We start from the raw sequence: 21,635 nt of genomic DNA on the forward strand, positions 1-21,635 counted from the left end.
GGAATACACAATTCACTGAAGGAAAGGTAGCTATGAGCACTCAATTAAGCGATAGTCAGCGTCTTACTATAGGCATTGACGTTGGCGGAACCAAGATAGCCGGTGCCCTTATTGCAACATCTATGCAATCACAAGAGCAACAGAATTCACCCACTATTAAGTCTCTTGCCAGTACCCCAGCGCATCTCGGAGTACAAGCTTTAGTGCGCGATATCGCAAGCATTATACAAGAGCTCACACAATTACAAGATATCAGTGATCTAAAAAGCGAAGGTATCCATGCCATTGGTATTGGTACTCCGGGGAGGGTGAACTACCAAACAGGAACTGTTGATAACATTGTTAATCTTGATATAACGCATATTGAACTGCGCCAGGAAATCTATAACCTTACAGGAGTGCCAGTATACGTCGAAAATGATGTTAATGCTGCAGCACTCGGCGCAAACGCTATTATCCCAACTAACAATACTGCGCATACAACACATACAACCTCAGTTTTTCTTAATCTCGGTACAGGACTTGCAGCAGGGGTCATTCGTCATGGGACAATAGACCATGGATACAGTAATGCCATTGGAGAAATAGGACATATACCCCTTGAACCACATCAATGGGCATGCCCTTGTGGGCAAATCGGGTGTCTAGAGACCGCTGGGAGTGGCGGTGCAGCAACGAGACTATGGGCGCGAGATAACCCACCAATGCCAGCGCTTATTGCTAAAGCTCAGCAACTAAATAGTCCAGATTACGAAGAAGCAAAAAGGACATTACAAATTATTGTTAACGCTATCGTTAACAGTATTATCATCATCGCTGTGACTATCGACCCTGAGCGCATCATCATTGGCGGAGGTATGGCGAAAACTGGAGAGCCTCTACTGAATGTTATTATGCAAAGTTTACAGGAACGAGCGTCCAATAGCGGATTTATCAATTCACTACATTTAGCAAAACGTGTTAGCCTTGCCGACAGCGCACAACCAGTTGGCGTTATTGGTGCCGCCCTACTTTCGCAAGCACAAGACCTGCACAACTCAGCACTCTAAGTTTTCACCATAGTTAAACCCAGTTCAAAGGAGAAATGGTATGACTGAAGTTATTATTGTAAAAAACAGTGAACAAGCTGGCGCAATCTATGCGCGTTGCGTGGCTGATCTCATTATTCAAAAACCAAATGCTGTACTCGGACTCGCAACTGGATCGAGCCCATTAACTGCATATCAGGCATTAGCATCACTAGTTCATCAAGAGTCTATTGATGTCAGCCAAGTCCATGGCTATGCTCTTGACGAATATATCGGTCTACCTCTTGCCCACCCTCAGTCGTATCATGCGACCATCCAACGCACTGTAACTGAGCCGCTCGGTCTCAATCCAGAATATGTGCATGTGCCAGGTGACGCATTACAAGGAGCGCCATTATCAGATGGCGAGCGCATCGCTCAAGCAGGACCGAACTACGATAAAGCAATACAACAAGCCGGCGGTATTGACGTTCAAATACTAGGCATTGGAACCGACGGACACGTTGGCTTTAACGAGCCAGGTTCATCATTAGCATCGGGCACTAGAGTGAAGACACTTGCTGAACAAACTCGTATTGATAATACGCGCTTCTTTGATAATGATATTAGTCAAGTACCAACGCATTGCATTACCCAAGGCATCGGCACTATTCTCAAGGCACGACATGTAATATTACTCGCCTTTGGCGAATCAAAAGCTGAGGCAATCGCACAAACCGTTGAAGGTGGTATTAGTTCTTTCTGCCCAGCGAGTGCACTACAGCTACACGCACATGCAACTATTATTGTGGACGAAAAGGCAGCTTCACTCTTACAACACAAAGAGTATTACCAATATGCATTTGCGCATAAGCCTCAGTGGCAAAACATCTAATGAAAATACACACACATATCACTATCTAATACATGTTACAGTGTCACAGGAGTACTTATGACAGATAGACAGCACATCGTCGACAGCGTTACTGCCACCCTTAATAGTAGACCAGAAGCCTTCGCAATTGCTCATGCAAATAAGATTGATGCACGAGGTGTAGTAACAAACTTTTGGATTATTGCAGATGCCAATGGTACAATCGCGGCAACAGGCACATCTGACACTGAGTTTGAACATGCATGTGTCGCATATGGCATTGCCAACGAACATATCATCGACGCGCAGGGACTTATCGCAACACCTGGGTACATTGACATTCACTCGCATGGAGCTTGGGAACAGAGTTTCGATAATGGTTTAGAAGGCATCAACACCGCTCGCGCTGGACACGCAATGCACGGAACCACACGTCAAGTGCTTTCACTCATTACCAATCCACTTGACACGCTGTGTGACAATTTGCGCTATGTGTATAAGGCGATGCAATCGAGACCAGATATTCTTGGTGCACATCTTGAAGGACCATTTTTAGCGTTATCGCGTAAAGGCGCACATGATCCACAATGTTTACGTGATCCGGAACCAGCAATTGTTGATCAGCTCCTCGAAGCAGCTCATGGTTGTCTACGACAGATCACTATTGCACCAGAATTAGAATATGGGATGCAAGCTATTCGCACCTATGCCAAGGCAGGTGTGGCACCGGCAGTAGGACATTGCGATGCAGATTATGAAACTGCGCGGCAAGCATTCGATTGCGGAGCCACGATAATGACCCATATGTTCAATGCAATGAATGGATTACATCATCGCAAACCGGGCCCTATACCGGCTGCTCTGGAGGATTCTCGTGTCACCATTGAGCTCATCTGCGATGGTTTCCATGTACAAGATCAGATTTTGCGTCTGGCGTTCAATCTTGCTCCTCATCGCATTGCATTAGTTACTGATGCTATGGCTGCAACAGATTGCCCTGATGGCTCCTATAAGTTAGGGGCACTTGACGTTAATGTTGTTAACGGACATGCTCGTCTAGTCTCAAATAATGCTATAGCTGGTTCAACACTAACTTTAGAAGCCGCTGTACAGCATGTCATTCATCTTGGATTTTCGCCCATTGATGCTATTGAAGCTGCAACACTAACGCCGGCTCGTGCACTAGGATTTGATGTTCCCAATCCTATTACGCAAAATCCACTCGGACTGCTAGCTCCAGGGTATGCTGCAGACATACTCTTACTCCAGCAAACAGATTGGAAGGTAGCGCACACTTGGTGTGCTGGTAGAAAGATTCAATAATAGAAAACAAACCTTCAAGATGAGCCTGCCTAAGCTACCGTGTTCTTACTATACTTAAGTGGGCTCATACTCGTCTGTCTATCTCAATGTTCCTAGGTAGACCGTCTCTCAGCGGTTGCGAGTGGTTGTGTATGCTGTGTTTTGCATACTTTGGACCAGTACGTGGTTCCACTCATACATGTTCGGTATCAAAAACTGCTCACTCAAACGAGTAACTGGTCCACACCATACAAAAACGGCGTCTCAATGTATACCCTAGACCAGTAGCTAGTGCAAACCATACACACTAAAACTAACCCCCAAGCTAAGACCAATTCACAAGAAGAAATAAGCAAACCTTATCACCCTCAAATCCGAAGAACATGCAATTCGCACTACGCAATAAGCGATATTCAGCTGTATGCAGGAATACTGAGCAGTAGATGATGATTGATATCAACATATTGCAATACATATGTAACTATGCGTAGTTAGAGAAGGAATTCACGTGAAGGTTTCTGTACTCAATCTCGTACCAGTGCGGCAAGGCAGCGATTATCGTGAAGCTATTGCTCAAATGGAGCGATTGGCACAACATATCGAGCAGCAAGGTTATGAACGATATTGGATTGCTGAACACCATAATATGGAAAATATTGCATCCTCAGCCACGCAGTTGTTAATCGAGCGAGCGCTGAGTGTCACAGAGCGGCTGCGTGTAGGTTCAGGTGGCGTAATGCTACCAAATCATTCACCGTATGTAGTAGCTGAACAATATGGCATACTTGATGTGCTTTATCCCGGACGTGTGGATCTTGGACTTGGACGGGCACCAGGCACTGATCAAACTACAGCACAGGCGTTGCGTCGTGGCAATGCTGGTCGCGAATTCCATTTTGCTGAGGAAATTCAAGAGTTACAAGCGTATTTCCAAGGTAGCGCACCAGTTACCGCAGTACCAGCACAAGACAGGAATGTCCCGCTGTATGTGCTTGGCTCTTCTACAGACTCCGCTTTTCTTGCAGCGCGCCTTGGGCTTCCCTACGCTTTTGCTTCGCATTTTGCGCCAGATATGTTAGAGGATGCTGTGCGTATTTATCGTTCGGAATTTCGCCCATCAGCGGCTTTAGATAAGCCATATGTCATTGTGGGCGCGAATGCTGTACTTGCTTCCACAGATCAAGATGCTGAGCGTTTGCTGACTTCACAAGTGCGGCAATTCCTTGGCATTGTCAGCGGCGAGCGCATCCCTCTTTCACCTCCTGTTGATACCTTGCAAGATGTGTGGAATGAGCACTTTGAACGCCGCACTCAGGCACATGCTGTGCATTTTGGTCCTATGCATATCGATTCCGATTATGTGATTGGTCGAGAGCGGCGAATGGTTGAACATATGATGCAAGTAACCTTGTGCGGCAGTGTGGAGACGGCACTATCACAACTTGATACACTGTATGACCGTGTTGGTGGCTTTGATGAGTTGATAGCAACATCATATATTTATGATGAGCAGGCGCAGCTTGATTCATATACTTTGCTTGCCCAAGCAGTGTCTGCTTTTAATGCTCAGTAGTATGCCTAAATCTAGCATCTGACATAGTAAGCTGTTGGCATAGTAAGCATTTGACCGCACAACGTTCTGTGGCATGGATAGCACATGGATTAACGCATGGCTTGAGTTCTGCTTGTAAAGCACAGATCCATGCCACAAGAGCGCTTAACACTATTACTACATCTTCTATTTTTCTACTACATAGAAATTATCATCACTCTCTCTAAGAATTTCTAGTACTAAATAAATTCGACAGTTTTAGGCAGAATTTCTACTATGCAATACATTTTGTAGCACTAGCAATAAGACTAAACACGCAGCATAACGGCATACTTTTTGACTGGTTACGCGATACCGATGAGCGGTAATTGATAATATCGTGCGATAATATCGGTACGTATCATGCACAATTTGGTTGCAATAGATTAATACATGATAATAATCCACTGCTATCGAGTAGTATGCAGTACAATTGCAATCAGTAATCATATGCTATTAAGATTGCGTGTATCGAATTTTGCATTACAACGTTGGATAGACGTACGTAAAGATATACATATGCAACAGACGCATAAATGATATCAACAATGTATAGGGATTAGGGAGGATATATGGCTGGCTCACCAACAGATTTACCAATGTTCGCTGACGATTTCGCAAACGCTCCATATTCAAAAGAGCAACTCGATGAGCTTACTCAGCAAATTGATCAATGGCATGATAATGGAGAATTCCAGCGCATTGCCGACGCTATTGAAGATGTTCCTGTACAGCAACGCGGCTACGAATTAACCAGTTTGCAGGCACGCGCATATATGAGCATGGCGCAACCAACTAACGACTCGTATCGCCCATATTTAATGCACGCTCTTGAGCTCTTGCAGTCTGTTGAAACTGAGGGGCTCAATGATGCGCTATGGCATTATCGTATGGGCTATGCGCTGTACTACTTGGATAAGGAGCCAGAGGCACTTAAGCATTTTGAGCAGGCACATGAACTGAACCCAGAAGATGAGGACACTATTAAGTTTATTGAGCAGTGCAAGGACTATATCGAGGCTTCAACCACGCTTGTGCCAGTAACTGTTGAACGTATTGCTCAGTCTTTTGACGCCCGTGATCTTAAGTATCATATTGATGAAGATCATGGCAATAAAATTTTGCGCACAGGATTTGGTCATAATTCCTTTATTTTTGAAACCTTGGGAGCGCAGGATAATCCAGATGATTTGCAGATGTGGGCAGTTTGGGGTCCAGATGTGCCTATTGAAATGCGCAATGACATGTTGGAGTTCTGCAATCAGTGGAATTTGGATTCGCGCCGACCAAAAGCTCAAGTCCGCACACGTGATGATGGCACTGTATGGGTAGTTGCTGAATGGTTTGCATACTGCAAGCGTGGACTTACAGAAATTCAGTTCCAAGGTGAAATCAGCAGATTTATTAACACTGCTGGGGATTTCTTTGCTTCCCTAGATAAGCAATATCCAAATCTGGCAGCAACACTTGATCCTAATTATGAAGCAGACGATGGCGATGACGCTGCTGAAGCATAATGCACTCAATCTTATAATGTCAGCAAACGAAGTGTTGTAGTAAAAGTGCAATAGCCTTACTGCAGCACTTCTCAGATTGTAAGTACTGCAAATATACAAAAACTGTGGTGCATCTGAAGATACACCACAGTGGATTCTGGGGATTCCTAATTACTTAGGAGAACTCTCTACGCGTATAGCGCTCGCTTTGAGCACTATAACACTATTGACTTAGAGTACGCGGCGTACGCGCAGTACTGCGAAAGCAATACCTGCTATAAGAGCAAATACAGTAGCAGCAATGCCACCAGCTACAGCAGTACCAGTCTGAGCGAGCTCATCGTTCTGAGTATCAGCATTGGTATCAGCCTTTGCTTCGTCCTTGGCTTCCTCAGCTGGCTTAGCTTCGTCGTCCTTGGACTCATTGTTAGAATTGTTGTTATCTTCAGGATTTACTGGCTCAGTTTCTACGTTATTGAGTACGAAGTCGATGACATAGTCAGCTCGAGAACCATCCTCAGCTACTACAGTGTAGTAGAACGCCTTGTGCGTATCACCCTCTACAGAGCCGGACTGGAAAGCATTAGCACCCATGAAGGAGATACCCTGCTCTTCGCCCTTGATAGCGTCGAGGCTGTCAACCTTAATAGTTACTTCGTTCTTACCATTCTCAGTAGTGGTGAAGTCATCGCGGTTAATGGTATAACCGTCGAGGACAAGCTGAGTCAAGTAAGCAGCGCTTGATGGAGCCTGTGTAGTGTTGAGGAAGTTTACAAAATAATCAACTTTGTTAGTGCTATCAGCAGATGTTACGGTGTAAGTGAACTGTACACCCTTATCGCTCTTGATAGTGTTGGTCAGAACAGCATTACCGAATCCAGCGGAGCCAAGAATAGTGCCGTCGAGGCCATCTAAGCTCTCAACGTTTACCGTTGCCTCGGTGCCCTCGCCGAACTGTACTTCATGGTTGTTTACATTGATGCTGCTCAAGGAAGCCTTAGAAGCATTTGGATCTGCCTTTGGCTTCTGGTTGAACACGAATGTGCACTCAGTATTAACATCCAGAATATCTGCTGGAACGTCAAACTGGAATGTGTAGGTCTTTGAAGTATCAGTTGCATTACTGCTCACGAGGTATGCAGCTGCACCATTACCGTGATAAGAATCCAACGCACCGTTTACGGAAGCAAGATCTTCAACTTCTACACTCTTGGTAACCTGTCCTGGCACGCACTGTGCAACTGAAACAGTTTGACCTTCAACGGTCAGTGTGTAGTCGGAAATATCAGCAGCAAGTGCAGCTGGAATAACAAATGCGCCAGTAGTTGCCGCCAAGGCTACTGCTGCCACGCCTGCAGCAATCTTCTTGTTAGACTTCATAAGAATTCCTTCTCTTCTATTAAGTCTTCCCTACGAATCCTCTCTGGATTCGCCTTTCAGCTGGCGTAGCGCCTACTGGGCATACCACTCCCAAGCTGATGGAATTACGATACCCCCCCCCGGACAAAAAATGATTGCTGTACAAATGGTCATTCTTCCGCTTATTTCCGGCATTTTCTATCCTCTTTAGCTTGGTTTGCAGCGAATCTACTTAACAATCTTCTCTATTATTGAGTTACAATGCTCACATTCACATTTTGAAATATTTCAAAGCACATCTGCGCGCGCTGGGGAGCATATTGGGGGAAGTATGACACAACAATCACAGGTGCAAGCACAATCAACCATACAATCACATACACCACGCCGTTTTGCGCTCACACCTATGGTGCCGCGCGATCCACAAGAGCCACATCGCGTAGCTTCTGTACTAGAACTCTTTTTTGATTTAGTTTTTGTTATTGCTGTCTCTACTGCGGGAGCGAGCGCACATCATAGTATTGTCCGTGAGCATTCCATACAGCCAATTATTATGTATTTGCTTGCTTTTGAATTCATTTGGTGGGCGTGGACGAATTTTTCTTGGTTCGCTTCCTCTTTTGATACTGACGACTGGTTGTATCGACTGCTCACTTTTGTGCAAATGCTGGGCGTGCTCGTGCTGGCTGCTGGTATTGAGCCTATGTTTACAGCATTTGATTGCAGGCTTGCCGCACTTGGCTATGTTATTATGCGCATTGCTTTAGTGACTCAATGGTTGCGCGCTTGGCTCACCCCTCATCCACAAGCGCAACAAGCACAGTCTCAGCACACACAAGCATTGCAAACGCAGTCTCAAGAATCTGCATTGCCTACTCAACACCTTGCTCAACAACGTGCAAAACATGCTGCAAAGTTGTATGCCGTCGGCATTTTTGTGCTGCAAATTTTCTGGTTATTGTGGGCATTTGCTATGCATCCTGGGCCGCTGATGTATATCGCGCTGGCATTGTTAGTTGTAGCAGAATGGGCTGTGCCAGCGGTAGCAGAATATCACGGTCCAACATTATGGCACCCGCATCATATTACCGAGCGATATGGTTTGTTTACGATTATTTTGCTTGGTGAAAGTTTGCTCTCTAGCGCCACAGCACTACTGGAGGCTTTGCATGAGGGCGAGCATCTTGGAGCATTACTTACCGTTTGCCTTGCTACGTTTATTATTAGCGCTTGCCTTTGGTGGATCTATTTTTGGCCAACGCATCATCACGCTATTACTTCTTTTCGGCAAGTATTTATGTATGCATATTCGCATTATATTATTTTCGCCTCTATTGGCGCATTAAGTATCGGCACCGAGCTTATTGTTGACTATATTAAGGGCGATAATGCGGTTTTTGCAATGCCGCAACTGAGTATCAGGCTGGTGTACTGCTTGCCGATAGCTTTTGCGGTTTTAGTGACGTGGTTTGTTGTGGCATTCGCGCAAGTTCCTTCTCCAGCGCGATGGGGTATTACTGTGTTAATGCTTGTCCTTTTGGTTTGCGGATGTATTGCAGTGCCGTTGCCATATATTGTGCTACTGCCGATGATTATTATGATGCTGATTGTTGGCATACTTATTTCGCAAACACAACATGCTAAGCAACTGCAACCTACTGAGTAATCGCAACCTACTAAACAATAGCACTATTCAGCAAGTACATGAATAGCTCAACATAATAGTTGACTACAGTATGAACACAGTACGGATAGAGACCTTAGCCAAGCACCATATCGCTTAACCAAGGTCTCTATCCCTTACCGCTGAGTGTTGCGCATTACTCACGCACTACTCATGTATTACCAAATGCGCGTCATTTCATGCTATGCACATGATGTCATTTACACGCATCATTATCGGTTCATTTATGCACGCGCTGCATCAACATGCACCGATGCCACAGTAAAGCGCTCACCCACGTGCTGAGGCTGCTCCATTTCATTGACCACAGCAATTGCAAAATCTTGGGAGGATACAAATTCGCCAGCAGGAGTATCCAGCTCAGTTGCCAGCAAACCAGTACGTTTACCTGGAGCGATAGCAGGGGCCGGAGCAATCATCGTCCATTGTAATGCTCCTGCATGAGCGCGGTAATCGTCGAGGATTGCGCCAAAAGTCTTTGCCTCTGGCAAGTATGCTTCCGGGAATTGCTCAGTATCAAAAAGTCGAGTATGCGCATCTACCTGCAATGCACCTGCGCCACCTACTACAATAAAACGTCCTTGAGGCTTAGCTTCGATGAGTGCATGGTGTGCTTCGCGAACTGCTTCATAGTTATCGCGACCTGCAACAGTAATCAGTGTCACATCATGGCTGTTGATGATGTCAACAACTGCTGCAGTATCAGCAAATTGCAAAGCATGTGGCGTTACTAATTCGCTGGCTGGAGCATCACCTTTACGCGAATATGCGTCTACATGTTCCCCGCGGCGAACTGCTTCTGCTACTACACTGCTTCCAACCATACCTGTTGCGCCAATAACTGCAATATTCATGAATTTCCTCCAATTAATTGTTATATATTGCGGTGAGCATGCGTATATTCACCGCCGTTGTTTTACATTACTGTTATACTAACTTTTAGTAACTAATTACTTCAAGGTAACTATTGAATATAAGCGTGTTGCTAGTAATTGCAATATATCTACCTGAAACAGGAGCATGAATATGACCATTCAACAGAGTGCACAACCAGATATACTCAATGCCAATTGCCCCTCACGCACGGTATTACGGCATATCACCGATCGCTGGACACCCATGATTGTTACCGTCCTAACCCCACGTAGACAAGTTCGTTTTAAGGAATTGCGCGAGCGCGTACAAGGCATATCGCCTAAAGTTCTCACCGAAACTCTGCGATCTATGGAACGTGACGGTTTAGTAACGCGCGTAGTAACCGCAAGCGTGCCACCTCGCGTAGATTACGAATTAACCGACCTCGGTATGAGCATTACACGACCTATCGCAGCATTACGCCGTTGGGCAGAAGGTCATGTCACTGAAATTGAAGAACACCGCCAAGCATACGACAATGCATTGCACTAGACCCAAGCATTGCATAGCAATGTATGCACTCTCTATACCCTATGCTCCACATATCTCATACACTACGCGCACCCTACAGTTGACACATACAGCATATAGTCTGTCTATAGATTTACATTCCACTCAACACCAGAGTATGCAACAATAGCAACACGCAAAACTATCAGATGCATTAAATGTATTAAAGGAGAACATCATTATGCTTATTGCTAGCGCAGTATTCACCTTACTTGCAGCAGCACTTCATGTGTTTATTTGGTATGTAGAAGTTTTTGCTTGGAGAAAGCCGCTTGCCCGCAAAATATTTGGTCCCCAAGCGCCAGATGAGCTTGCCGTTACCAGTTTTTACGCCTATAACCAAGGCATGTATAACTTAGCATTGGCTGTTGTTGCTTGCGTCGGCGCAGTGATGGTACTAGCTGCTCCATCACTTGCAACAGTGGGATACGCCTTGAGCCTTGCCGGATGTGGCTCTATGCTCTTCGCAGCACTCTCACTCGGCATTGCCTCTGCAAAGCATCGTCTTGCCGCTGTAAAGCAAGGACTGTTACCTTTGCTTTCAGTAATTTGTACGCTTATTGTTCTGCTATAGGCGTCATAAAAATACAAAAAACTCTTGCATAAACGGCGCATCATAGAGCACAATAGAACTATGACTTCAATTCATCGCGGCGATTTAGAGATCGCATTGTCTGGCAATTTGCCAGCTGTTGGTACTGCTGCTCCAGAGTTCACTCTGACTACAGGCGATTTGGAAGAGATTACACTTGCTGATTTCGCTGGCAAGCGCGTGGTCTTGAATATCTTCCCTAGCCTTGATACCGATACCTGTGCTCGTTCTGTTCGTGAATTCAACAAGCGTGCTGCAAGCTTGGATAATACTGTAGTGCTTTGCGTTTCTGCAGATTTGCCATTTGCAGCTCATCGTTTCTGCACTGTTGAAGGCATTGAGAACGTGATCACCGGCTCCACATTCCGCTCATCATTCTCCGTGGATTATGGTGTGCGTATGCAGACTCTGCCATTTACCGGTCTGAATGCTCGCGCTGTGGTCATTATTGACACTGACGGCAAAGTCATGTACACGCAGCTTGTTCCAGAAATGGCTGATGAACCTGATTACGATGATGCTCTTGCCGTATTGCAGTAATGCAGGCATAGTAGCCGATGCAAATATGCGAATCGCATAGCTTCATCGGGCTGCTTACTGCATAGTAGATGAAGTTTACACGGCAGGTAAGTATTAGCTGCTACACATAGTTAAGGCGCTGTAGTGCAAAGCATTGCAGCGCTTTTTATGTATTGCACATACATAAAGGTGAGTACATGCTCACCTTTTTGTATGTTAAACGCTGATTTGGATGGCATCAGCGTACTGGCGAAACCTAGGAAGTAGTTTACGTAGTACAGATACCACCATCATTGCACCTTTACCGCGTACCTAGGAACTTAACCTCTAACCCAACTTCCTAGGTTCAAGGTTACTTCCTAGGTTACTTCCTAGGTAAATTTTGGCATATCAATAAAAAAAATAGATGCCCTAATAGTCATTGGGGCATGTACCTAACCGCACATGCCCCAACTAATACTGACTGCAAAGCCCTAATTAGTGGCTCCACACTGCTGCATCAGGATCATCTTCTGGATTATAATCATCGTCATCATAGGTTGATTCATCATCAACTACGCCAGAATCTGCATCCTCATTGATAGCTTCCATAACCTTGCTATCAATCTTGTATTGCGGCAACGCATTTTCAATATAACTAGCCACTGCCTGCGCCATTGGTACGTCATGACCTACCTGCTCGGCCAGATACCAACGATGAGTAAGCACTTCATGGAAGAACTGCGCTGGCTCAATTTGGCTACGATATTCTGCAGGAATCATGCGCACAGTAGGCTCAAATACCTCACGCATCCAGTCAGTAGCTACAATTTCTAAATCTTCACCCTGACGCCATGTAGACGCGCGATACGCATCCAGATCATTGAGCAAGCGCCGAGCCTGATTCTCTTGCACATCCAAACCTGTTAAGCGCAGTAACTTACGTGACGCATAGCCAGCATCAACCACACGTGGGCGCACACGCACACGATTGCCGTCTTCATCAGTGTTCATTTCTAGCTCATCAACATCGAATCCCAGATCATTGAGCATATTGACGCGCTTTTCAATCTTCCACATCTCATCTGGACTAAAGCTTTCCACATCAGTAAGCGCACTCCACAATGAGTGGTATCGGTCAACTAAGCGGTTGCCGACCTCAACTTCATCAACTTGATCCGGTAGCAACTTACCGGAGCTCAAATCCATCAATTCACCAATAATATTGGTGCGTGCTAAATCAATATCGTATTCACGCTGTCCATTAGTAAGCGTTGGATATAATTCGCCAGTTTCCGCGTCAACTAGAACTGCTGCAAAAGAGTCCGCATCGCGCAAAAATAGCACGTTAGACAGTGATACATCACCCCAGTAGAAACCTACTAAATGCAAGCGCACCAATAGCACTGCAAGCGCATCAATAAGCCTGTCTGCTGTATCTTCTCGTAAGTTTCTCGCAAAAAGCGCACGGTATGGTAGCGAGAATTTCAAATGCTGCGTTACTAGCATTGCTTCTAATGGCTCGCCATCTTTTGTATGACGCCCAGTGACTACTGCAATTGGCTTGACAGATGGCACATCAATTTTTTCCAACTGTCGCAATAGCTCATATTCTCGCTCTGCAACCGATTGCGTAATTTCCTTCATGGCGTACACTTCATTACCCACACGCACAAAACGTACCACGTGTCTGGAGATACCACGAGGCAAATTAGCCAGTAAATCATCGGGCCAGGTAGACAATGGCTCATGCCATGGCAATGTAAACATTTTCGGATTCGAACTTGCCGCAGTAATGCGCAATGCCTTTGGAGACTCGTTAGTACTCGCACTTACAGGTCCAGCGCCAGCAAGTGACGCATATCCGTTGACATTGTTTACATTCACTGATGTTGCTTGGGTAAGTCGTGGATCAATCTCTATACGTTCCATGTACACCAACTTAACTTTACATCTGGTTGCTTAAATTCACGATGTTCGCTAATTCCTGCACTCTATTGTACTAATACTGCGCAACCATTGTCGTATCTCAAATAATAAGCCACATAATAAGCTAATAACTTCAAAATATAAGCCCCGCAACCATCATTGGCCGCGGGGCTACTGCCTCTACGAGGTGAAATGGGAAGAGAGGAAACCTCACCTCGTTACCGACATATGCAAACGCTTGCGGAATTCGCTATGTCGGACGTTTACTTGCACTCGCTTAGTTCAAGCGGTTTTCAGTGCTTGGTGCGAAGAGGTGCATCTTGGTTGGATCAATCTTGATACGTACCACATCGCCAACCTTTGGCAAAGCGCGTGGGTTGACACGAACTGTGGTCATCTTGTCCTGATCGCTCATCACAGCACCTTCGTCAGCTGCCAATCCGTCAGTGACAATATTGCCGTAAATATAGCCGTCAGAGCCCAAATCTTCAACGTTAACAACCTTGAGCTTGAATGCGTTGGCATCCTCTGCGCTTGCCAAGTCTGCATCCTCTGGACGGAAGCCAACGACGATCTGGCTGTTGTCCTCTGGAGTGAGCTTATTGACTACTTCTTCTGGCAAAGCAATGGTATCGTCACCAATCTGTGCGTGACCATTCACTACTGGGTGAGTAGAAATATTCATGGATGGGGAGCCGATGAAGCCTGCAACGAATACGTTTGCTGGGCGGTCATAAAGCTCGGTCGGAGCGCCAACCTGCTGCAAAATACCAAGCTTGATTACAGCGATGCGATCACCCATGGTCAAAGCCTCAGTCTGATCGTGGGTCACATACAGTGTGGTTACGCCGAGCTGACGCTGCAATGCTGCAATCTGTGTACGAGTCTGTACACGAAGCTTTGCGTCCAAGTTAGACAAAGGCTCATCCATCAGGAAGACCTTTGGCTTACGAACGATTGCACGACCCATTGCCACACGCTGACGCTGACCACCAGAGAGGTTCTTTGGCTTACGATCAAGGAATGGGGTCAAATCAAGAATCTTTGCTGCTTCTTCAACGCGCTTGCGGATCTCATCCTTTGGAGTGCCAGCGATCTTCAAAGCAAAGCCCATGTTGTCAGCTACGGTCATGTGTGGGTACAGAGCGTAGTTCTGGAATACCATTGCAATATCGCGGTCTTTTGGCTGCATATTGGTGACATCCTTATCACCAATCAAAATGCGACCCTTGTTCACTTCTTCAAGGCCTGCGAGCATGCGCAGTGTAGTTGACTTACCGCAACCAGAAGGACCAACGAGGACGAGGAATTCGCCATCATTAATCTTCAAATTCAAATCATCAACTGATGGCTTATCATTGCCTGGATAAATACGGGTGACATGGTCAAAAATTACTTCTGCCATTTTCTTTCCTTTCATTGGCAGGTACGTGCCAAACGATCCGTTGTAAAAGGTTTACTTTTCCCGCTATTTTTGGAACTTATCTCGTAAGGTCTTGCCTTTTTGCGTAACCCTTGAGTTTGCACCGCAAACAGCTTTGTTTATGGTGGTCGTCAGATACTCTCCGATGAGCCACTGACTAATATACACCAACATTCGGGCAAATTCTAGAAAATCTTAATAAGCGTGTTGTAATCTTTACCTGTAAAAGTAATTATGGCTCTAGTGATAATGCCCGTCATACGCACTGTTGTGCCATAGTATTACTGCTATACCAGAAACTGATGTAATTTGGGGATACTTTGCGTGAAGTAGGAGCGAGTAACGATGACCGAATTTGATTTCACTTCCATTATTGACCGCCATGGAAAAGATGCGCTTGCAATCGATGGCATTGGTGGCCCAGAAGGGTTTGCTCCAGGAGCGCCGCGTGAGGGATTTGACGCTATTCCTATGTGGGTTGCTGATATGAATTTCCCAACCGTGCCAAGCATCCAGCAAGCCATTATCAACCGTGTGCAACATCCTTTATTCGGTTATTTCAGACCAACTGCACAGTATTTTGACGGCATTATCAATTGGCATCGCAACCATAATCATGTTGACTATATCAAGCCAGAACATATTGGATATGAAAATGGTGTGCTTGGCGGCGTAGTTTCCGCGTTGAAAGCGTTCGCAACGCCTGGTGACAATGTGCTACTCCACAGCCCGACATATATCGGTTTTACACACTGCATTGGTGATAACGGTTTCAATATTGTGCATTCTCCACTTGTCCTTGACGAGCAGGGTGTGTGGCGTATGGACTATGAAGATATGGCAGCTAAGTTAGAGCAATACCATATTCATGTTGCCGTATTCTGTTCTCCTCATAATCCTTGCGGTCGCGTGTGGGAGCGCTGGGAAATTGAGCGAGCTATGGAAGTCTATGCTGCTCACGATTGCATTGTTATTTCTGATGAAATTTGGTCCGATCTGATATTACAGGGACAGCATATTCCTACACAATCGGTAAGTGAGGATGCCCGAGCTCGTACTATCGCGCTCTATGCTCCAAGTAAAACCTTCAATTTGGCGGGGCTTATTGGTAGCTACCACGTAGTGCCAAACCAATATCTACGCGACCGTATGAATGCGGTATCTAGCAAAACACATTACAACGATATGAATGTGCTTTCTATGCATGCGCTGGTTGGCGCGTATACACCTGAGGGCGAGCACTGGCTCAAGGAACTTTTGGATGTTATTCGCACGAATGTCAAACTTATGCATACGTTTATTACGCAAGAAGTGCAGGGCATTCAAGCAGCCGAGCCACAAGGCACATATATGATGTTCCTTGACTGCACTAAGTATTGTGAGCAGCATCAAGTTGATATTGAAACACTCATTAAGCGCGGCTGGGATGTGGGCGTAGCTTGGCAAGATGGGCGCATGTTCCAAGCGGCGAATGCTATACGCATTAACCTCGCTTTACCAACAAGCCGTGTGCAGGAAGCAATTGATCGCTTACGCAAGTACGTATTTGTGGACTAATAAGTAAATGCTTGTGGACTAGTGAGCACGATATTAGCTAATATTGAGTTTGCAAAATTAGGAGCACGGCAGCAATACAATTCAACTACTACTGCTGCCGTATGTCACTGCCTCTTACATAAGCATCACTGTCATATACTGAAAGTACGCAAGTGTAAGAGGTAGCATATGCACAGTAAAAAATCTCGAAAATCACTCACTCCGCAAGTAAGGCACGTGTTGCGCGTAATTTTGGCTACTTATGTCATTATTTGGTGCGTAGTTGCATTTACTTTGCGCAACGCCATAGATCGCTATGATGCAGAAGCTTACTCATACTGGAATATTCGAGATACTACTTACAATGTGCAAACGCTTGTTGAAGACACCAATAAGTATTTAGCGTTTCCTCCAGAAGTCACACAGTCTCCTGACGTTGAAGCCTGCTCACAGAATCACTTTGAAGGTTGCAATAACAAACCACCTATTATCGGCGTACCGCTTGTAACCATTATGATTGCAGACTACCTCAAACTGAACTCGGTCACCAATCAGATTGAGCGTGAAATAGAGTATTCCAGTGCATACACAAGCCAACTGGCATCAGACGCAGACTTTCAACACACTCGCGACGACATTAACAGACAGTACAAAAACAATAATTTATCAGACAGTAACGCAGAAAAGTAATCGTATATTCAAAAGGTAATACGCCTGATAAGTACGTGTCTAAGAAAATACACCACATGGTGATGCTGACGGCAATATGTGCAACAATGGAGGCATGGCTGTGCTTTCTTCACTGAATCTTGAACCAGGCAATATTGTTGGCGGATACACGCTGATATCTCGCCTCGGCGGCGGTGCTATGGGTTCAGTATGGCGAGTGCGCGACGATGGCGGCAATGTGTATGCCATGAAAATTTTGCGCGATTCACTTGTAGAAGATGAAGATACTATTGGGCCAATTGATAGTGCTGTTGGTGCAAACGTTGGCACAAGTGCTCCTGATAGTCCACAACGTGAAACTAATGCAGCGACTGCCCGCGAGCGCTTGCGTAGAGAAGCTACTGCGTTGCGCAAAATTGATCATCCCGGAGTTTGCCGCATCGAGGATATGGAGCTCGATGATTCTTTAGCATTTATTGTTACTGAACTGATTGAAGGCAATAACTTGCGGCAGGATGTGGCTATGAATGGGCGCTATGTCGCCCAAGATTTAGAGCGCCTTGCTGCAAAACTGATGGATGCTGTGGCAGCAGTGCATAATGCTGGTATTATCCACCGAGATATTAAACCTACTAATGTGATGGTTGCTATCACCGGTCCTATGCTTGTGGATTTTGGCATTGCTATGGGCGAGGGCGAAAGCCACGTGACGCGCACAGGACTTGTCATGGGTACTCCTGGGTTTATTGCTCCTGAAATTATTGATGGTGCTGAATCGGATGAAATTACTGATTGGTGGAGCACTGCTGCAGTCCTTGCTTTCGCAGCAACAGGCAAGCCAGTTTTTGGCAGTAAGCCAATGATGGCTGTGCTTGAACGCGCCGCCTCAGGTCATGCTGATTTATCTGGATTACCACAGCGCACTGCTGACGCGTTCCGCAGGGCACTCAATCCGGATCGTTCTCAGCGCTGCACTCCTCAAGAGCTCTTACAAGCTATTACTGCTGATGCTATGCAGCCCGAAGTATGGGAGCATACTGAGGCGGCTCCCGCTGTGCCTGTTGCTGGCAAAGGTGCAGTTTTGCAGCAAGGCCCTCACACAGCTCCTCCAGCACCGCCAGTCTCCGCATCGATGGGTTCATCGGTACCTGGATCTACGTCTGAATCTGTGCCTGAATTATCTGCTCCTGCATTATCTGCTGCTGCATCATTGCAAGATGCTGCCCTGCCGCCTAATCCTCCAAGCACAGAGCGCAGTGCAACCGATACTGCAGATAGTGAGAGCGATCAAGGTAAGGTGGTGCGCCCTTTTGGCGTAAGCTCTTCGGACAGTAGTCCCATATTAGCAACCCCGCCAGCACCAACGATTGCAAACACTTCCAATAGCGCACAGCAAGATACTGTGACTAACCCACGCTTGGCATGGCAAAATACGCCATTGCCAAATCTGGCATTAGTCGAGCACTCACTGGCACATGCCATGCCTACAACTGCTCTACCAGCGGCAACCCATGCGCTGTCTGCAGCAACAACTGTATTACCTCAAGCATCAGCAGCAAACCAAGAGTCCACGTCAGTTATGCCATATACGCAGCAGCCAAGCGCAGAGCAATCTAACACACAAATCATTGCCGGCACGACACCAATGGTTGCGCAAACTACACCGCTCGCAGAGACTTCATTAACCACACCGCTCACAGCAAGCGCACAAACTACACCGCTGGCTGCACAAACTACTGTTATGCCTACCGCAATGGCATCACAGGCACAACCGCTGGCAAATACCCAAATACAAGCACAAATACAAGCCCAGACACCATATGAACAGCCAACGATTGCACAACCTCAGATACAGCAATATGCACAGCCTCAGTTTATACAACCACAATACGCCGAATATGCTGAAAATAATGGTCAGCAATTAGACGCACAGACCGAGCCAGAGCCATATGCTATCGAAAACGGTTCCAATAACCCCAGCAATTCCGAATCACCATCAGCATCACCATCGGAAGCATCGCCTGCAGCATCACTATCAGATAGCATCAATCCTGCGCACGGCAAACTCCTCTTGCTGGCATTGCTTGTCCCATTATGTTTACTCGCCGCATGTGCACCAACTTGGGCAGTTATTATCGGCAGTATTGCACTTTGGCTACTTACTACACTTGGCATGGCAAGACTAGCTTTTGTATCCCGTATTGAAAAGCGTGGCAAACGAGGCGGTAGCGATATGCTGGTTGCTTTAGGAGCACTGCCTTGGCATGCCGTCAAAGCAATACTTACAGCATTACCGTCTGCACTCGTGCTTATCGCATGCTCCACGGTAGTAAGCGCCATGCTCACTATTGCTCTCCATCTACCAACTACACGCACACAAACTATTTTGTTTGATTTGCCAGTATCCATGCCACTTGTTGTCGGTGCTCCTGCTTCACTTTCTGGACTAGCACTTATGGCTGGCTATGCATGTGGTTGGTTTGCCAGCACATGGACTGCCAACAGCTATACCATACAAGTGGGCGCAGCGGCATTACGTGAGACTTGTTGCACTACCAAGCGACCACGATTGCGCTGGTTCTTCCTAATCATGTGGATTATTACTACGCTTGCAGGGTTGGCAACTACTCTGGCAAGCTCCTCACTTGATTGGTATCCTTTTGCCTCATTTTTCGAGTAGGGTTAATTATGCACAAAGCACAATGTACTCACAACATACTGCTGACATAGCCTGTAGCGGCTGGTAGAGTGGCAGTGGATTACTATTACGTTGTAAATACACGATATTAACTATTAAATACAGTGTATGCAGGCACTTAGGGAGTACTATGGCAAAAAAATCCTCTCCTTCATCAAAACGCCAAGCGCGTAACGAGGCACAGGCAGCAGCATTGCGTGCTCAAGAAGAGCAAGCAGCTCGCGACCGTCGCAATCAGACTATTATCGGTGTGATTGTTGTTGCCGTTGTAGTGGCACTTGTAGCAGTGGTCAGTGTGGTGGTATGGCGCCAAACCCATCCAAAATCGGATCCACAGAAACTCGATGAAGCCTATGCCAAAGTAGAGGCGGCAAAAAAGCCTTCACAAGCCACAGATAAAGGCGGCTTCTTAATTTCTAAGAATGGCTTAAACAAGCCAGTGAAAGGCGCTCCTGTGGTGGAAAGCTATATGGATTTCATGTGCCCTGGCTGCGGTGCGTTAGAGCGCACTACCGGCGATACCTTTGCAGCACTGGTACAGTCTGGTCAAATTAACTTAGAAGTACATCCTATGGCTTTTATGGACCGTTTCTCTTCTGACGAATATTCCACAAGAACCGCGAATATTATTGTTGAGCTCGCCCAGAAAGATCCTGAACACTTCCTGCCGATGATTCAGTCACTGTTTGCTCAAGATTTCCAGCCAGAAGAAGGCAATTATAAGCCAGTGACTAATGAGATGATTCGTGAGCGCGCTATCAGCGTTGGTGTGCCTGAGGATATCGCCAAGGAAATCACTGATGATACCTATGAGTACAAGGATTGGGTACGCGCTATCAGTGATTACACGCCTTTGCGTTCTGAGCTGTGGAATACGACTGGTCAGCTTAAGGGTTCGATGAGCACTCCTACTGTGCTGATCAATGGCAAGTACTGGAATCGTATGGCTATTCCAAACGATATTGATCCACCGACTGCTTTCCTTAAGGCTATTGGTTTGGATGCCGATCAGGTTGGTAAAGCTGGCGTTATGCCAAAGGTTGGTACTGATCAAGGACCGTTGTATCCAGAATCGTAGGCTGCATAGGTTTGCATTTAGATAACTTAAGACACGCCAGAACACTCAATTTACGCATAGAGTTTGTGTAATAGCGAAGTTTTGGCTATACTAACCCACGTCTTACTTTGTTTTGCAAAGTGGGCGTTGCCTCCTTAGCTCAGTTGGCCAGAGCAGCCGCCTTGTAAGCGGCAGGTCGTCAGTTCGAATCTGACAGGAGGCTCTTTTCATACCGTTATTCAATTAATTCCTCCCCGAGCTACCCCCCTGTTCACACAGCACATTCATTGATTCACCACTTCAGATATACTTTCTCATCCCCGCTTGCAATATATTATGTCATTTTAATTCGCTAACTCAGCCAATATTTGCGCATTACAATGCATAATATTTCTCATAAATAGACTTATAAACCTGAATACGACACGCCAATTACAGACAGAGTGTCAATTTTTCAGTATTATTTTTTCGCTACAAGCATATCTAGAAAACCAC

At 45.9% G+C, this 21,635-nt stretch carries 16 protein-coding genes, 1 tRNA gene and 1 pseudogene; 14 read left to right on the forward strand and 4 right to left on the reverse strand.

Annotated elements, in window-relative coordinates:
* Window positions 1–32 precede the first annotated feature (32 nt).
* The 5 genes from IEU85_RS06935 to IEU85_RS06955 all read left to right on the forward strand — a co-directional run bounded on the left by IEU85_RS06935 (window position 33) and on the right by IEU85_RS06955 (window position 6,291).
* Window positions 33–1,049 carry an ROK family protein gene (locus tag IEU85_RS06935; protein ID WP_188355536.1) on the forward strand — a complete coding sequence of 339 codons (1,017 nt, stop codon included), beginning with the start codon at window positions 33–35 and terminating at the stop codon, window positions 1,047–1,049.
* A gap of 40 nt (window positions 1,050–1,089) precedes the next feature.
* A complete protein-coding gene (gene nagB, locus IEU85_RS06940) occupies window positions 1,090–1,902 on the forward strand; it encodes a glucosamine-6-phosphate deaminase (RefSeq protein ID WP_188355537.1) in 813 nt (270 codons plus the stop codon).
* A 57-nt stretch (window positions 1,903–1,959) separates the two neighbouring features.
* Window positions 1,960–3,204 carry an N-acetylglucosamine-6-phosphate deacetylase gene (gene nagA / locus IEU85_RS06945; RefSeq protein WP_188355538.1) on the forward strand — a complete coding sequence of 415 codons (1,245 nt, stop codon included), beginning with the start codon at window positions 1,960–1,962 and terminating at the stop codon, window positions 3,202–3,204.
* 487 nt (window positions 3,205–3,691) lie between these two features.
* The gene (locus IEU85_RS06950) at window positions 3,692–4,756 is read left to right on the forward strand and encodes an LLM class flavin-dependent oxidoreductase (protein WP_188355539.1); all 1,065 of its coding nucleotides are present in this window, start codon (window positions 3,692–3,694) and stop codon (window positions 4,754–4,756) included.
* Window positions 4,757–5,346: 590 nt separating this feature from the next.
* On the forward strand, window positions 5,347–6,291 hold the full coding sequence (locus IEU85_RS06955; protein WP_188355540.1) for a YbjN domain-containing protein: 945 nt from the start codon (window positions 5,347–5,349) through the stop codon (window positions 6,289–6,291).
* Between the two features lie 210 nt (window positions 6,292–6,501).
* Here the strand turns inward: IEU85_RS06955 and IEU85_RS06960 are convergent, their stop codons facing one another.
* On the reverse strand, window positions 6,502–7,650 hold the full coding sequence (locus IEU85_RS06960) for a hypothetical protein (RefSeq protein ID WP_188355541.1): 1,149 nt from the start codon (window positions 7,648–7,650) through the stop codon (window positions 6,502–6,504).
* Between the two features lie 310 nt (window positions 7,651–7,960).
* On the opposite strand from IEU85_RS06960, the gene IEU85_RS06965 reads away from it, so the two are divergent.
* The gene (locus IEU85_RS06965; protein ID WP_188355542.1) at window positions 7,961–9,295 is read left to right on the forward strand and encodes a low temperature requirement protein A; all 1,335 of its coding nucleotides are present in this window, start codon (window positions 7,961–7,963) and stop codon (window positions 9,293–9,295) included.
* Between the two features lie 242 nt (window positions 9,296–9,537).
* Here IEU85_RS06965 and IEU85_RS06970 read toward each other — a convergent pair whose 3' ends face one another.
* The gene (locus IEU85_RS06970; RefSeq protein WP_188355543.1) at window positions 9,538–10,167 is read right to left on the reverse strand and encodes an NAD(P)-dependent oxidoreductase; all 630 of its coding nucleotides are present in this window, start codon (window positions 10,165–10,167) and stop codon (window positions 9,538–9,540) included.
* 172 nt (window positions 10,168–10,339) lie between these two features.
* On the opposite strand from IEU85_RS06970, the gene IEU85_RS06975 reads away from it, so the two are divergent.
* The 3 genes from IEU85_RS06975 to tpx all read left to right on the forward strand — a co-directional run bounded on the left by IEU85_RS06975 (window position 10,340) and on the right by tpx (window position 11,870).
* On the forward strand, window positions 10,340–10,720 hold the full coding sequence (locus tag IEU85_RS06975; RefSeq protein WP_229714821.1) for a winged helix-turn-helix transcriptional regulator: 381 nt from the start codon (window positions 10,340–10,342) through the stop codon (window positions 10,718–10,720).
* A 199-nt stretch (window positions 10,721–10,919) separates the two neighbouring features.
* Window positions 10,920–11,312, forward strand: coding sequence for a DUF1304 domain-containing protein (locus tag IEU85_RS06980; RefSeq protein WP_188355545.1), 393 nt, complete (start codon window positions 10,920–10,922; stop codon window positions 11,310–11,312).
* A 60-nt stretch (window positions 11,313–11,372) separates the two neighbouring features.
* Window positions 11,373–11,870, forward strand: a complete 498-nt coding sequence (gene tpx, locus IEU85_RS06985) for a thiol peroxidase (RefSeq protein ID WP_188355546.1) — start codon at window positions 11,373–11,375, stop codon at window positions 11,868–11,870.
* A 456-nt stretch (window positions 11,871–12,326) separates the two neighbouring features.
* Here the strand turns inward: tpx and IEU85_RS06990 are convergent.
* A pseudogene (locus tag IEU85_RS06990) lies at window positions 12,327–13,640 on the reverse strand (DUF4032 domain-containing protein); the annotation flags it as partial.
* A 394-nt stretch (window positions 13,641–14,034) separates the two neighbouring features.
* Complete coding sequence (locus IEU85_RS06995) at window positions 14,035–15,162, reverse strand: ABC transporter ATP-binding protein (RefSeq protein ID WP_188355548.1); 1,128 nt, start codon at window positions 15,160–15,162, stop codon at window positions 14,035–14,037.
* A 363-nt stretch (window positions 15,163–15,525) separates the two neighbouring features.
* Here IEU85_RS06995 and IEU85_RS07000 point away from each other — a divergent pair, with 363 nt between their 5' ends.
* The 5 genes from IEU85_RS07000 (at window position 15,526) to IEU85_RS07020 (ending at window position 21,363) form a co-directional block, all read left to right on the forward strand.
* Window positions 15,526–16,737 carry a MalY/PatB family protein gene (locus IEU85_RS07000; RefSeq protein ID WP_188355549.1) on the forward strand — a complete coding sequence of 404 codons (1,212 nt, stop codon included), beginning with the start codon at window positions 15,526–15,528 and terminating at the stop codon, window positions 16,735–16,737.
* Between the two features lie 168 nt (window positions 16,738–16,905).
* Window positions 16,906–17,406, forward strand: a complete 501-nt coding sequence (locus IEU85_RS07005; protein ID WP_188355550.1) for a hypothetical protein — start codon at window positions 16,906–16,908, stop codon at window positions 17,404–17,406.
* A gap of 94 nt (window positions 17,407–17,500) precedes the next feature.
* Window positions 17,501–20,065, forward strand: coding sequence for a serine/threonine-protein kinase (locus IEU85_RS07010; RefSeq protein ID WP_188355551.1), 2,565 nt, complete (start codon window positions 17,501–17,503; stop codon window positions 20,063–20,065).
* Between the two features lie 148 nt (window positions 20,066–20,213).
* Complete coding sequence (locus IEU85_RS07015; protein WP_188355552.1) at window positions 20,214–21,161, forward strand: DsbA family protein; 948 nt, start codon at window positions 20,214–20,216, stop codon at window positions 21,159–21,161.
* A 128-nt stretch (window positions 21,162–21,289) separates the two neighbouring features.
* Window positions 21,290–21,363: transfer RNA gene (locus IEU85_RS07020), tRNA-Thr, on the forward strand.
* The last annotated feature ends 272 nt before the right edge of the window (window positions 21,364–21,635 follow it).

Origin of the sequence: Galliscardovia ingluviei (assembly GCF_014635685.1) — a bacterium.
GTDB lineage: Bacteria > Actinomycetota > Actinomycetes > Actinomycetales > Bifidobacteriaceae > Galliscardovia > Galliscardovia ingluviei.

Excerpts from the sequence above, each read along its gene's own strand:
- IEU85_RS06980 (WP_188355545.1), top strand. The coding sequence starts at position 10,920 with ATGCTTATTGCTAGCGCAGTATTCACCTTACTTGCAGCAGCACTTCAT.
- IEU85_RS06965 (WP_188355542.1), top strand. The coding sequence starts at position 7,961 with ATGACACAACAATCACAGGTGCAAGCACAATCAACCATACAATCACAT.
- IEU85_RS06995 (WP_188355548.1), bottom strand. The coding sequence starts at position 15,162 with ATGGCAGAAGTAATTTTTGACCATGTCACCCGTATTTATCCAGGCAAT.
- nagB (WP_188355537.1), top strand. The coding sequence starts at position 1,090 with ATGACTGAAGTTATTATTGTAAAAAACAGTGAACAAGCTGGCGCAATC.
- IEU85_RS06970 (WP_188355543.1), bottom strand. The coding sequence starts at position 10,167 with ATGAATATTGCAGTTATTGGCGCAACAGGTATGGTTGGAAGCAGTGTA.
- IEU85_RS07000 (WP_188355549.1), top strand. The coding sequence starts at position 15,526 with ATGACCGAATTTGATTTCACTTCCATTATTGACCGCCATGGAAAAGAT.
- IEU85_RS06960 (WP_188355541.1), bottom strand. The coding sequence starts at position 7,650 with ATGAAGTCTAACAAGAAGATTGCTGCAGGCGTGGCAGCAGTAGCCTTG.
- IEU85_RS07005 (WP_188355550.1), top strand. The coding sequence starts at position 16,906 with ATGCACAGTAAAAAATCTCGAAAATCACTCACTCCGCAAGTAAGGCAC.
- IEU85_RS06935 (WP_188355536.1), top strand. The coding sequence starts at position 33 with ATGAGCACTCAATTAAGCGATAGTCAGCGTCTTACTATAGGCATTGAC.
- IEU85_RS07015 (WP_188355552.1), top strand. The coding sequence starts at position 20,214 with ATGGCAAAAAAATCCTCTCCTTCATCAAAACGCCAAGCGCGTAACGAG.
- nagA (WP_188355538.1), top strand. The coding sequence starts at position 1,960 with ATGACAGATAGACAGCACATCGTCGACAGCGTTACTGCCACCCTTAAT.
- IEU85_RS07010 (WP_188355551.1), top strand. The coding sequence starts at position 17,501 with ATGGCTGTGCTTTCTTCACTGAATCTTGAACCAGGCAATATTGTTGGC.
- IEU85_RS06955 (WP_188355540.1), top strand. The coding sequence starts at position 5,347 with ATGGCTGGCTCACCAACAGATTTACCAATGTTCGCTGACGATTTCGCA.
- IEU85_RS06975 (WP_229714821.1), top strand. The coding sequence starts at position 10,340 with ATGACCATTCAACAGAGTGCACAACCAGATATACTCAATGCCAATTGC.
- tpx (WP_188355546.1), top strand. The coding sequence starts at position 11,373 with ATGACTTCAATTCATCGCGGCGATTTAGAGATCGCATTGTCTGGCAAT.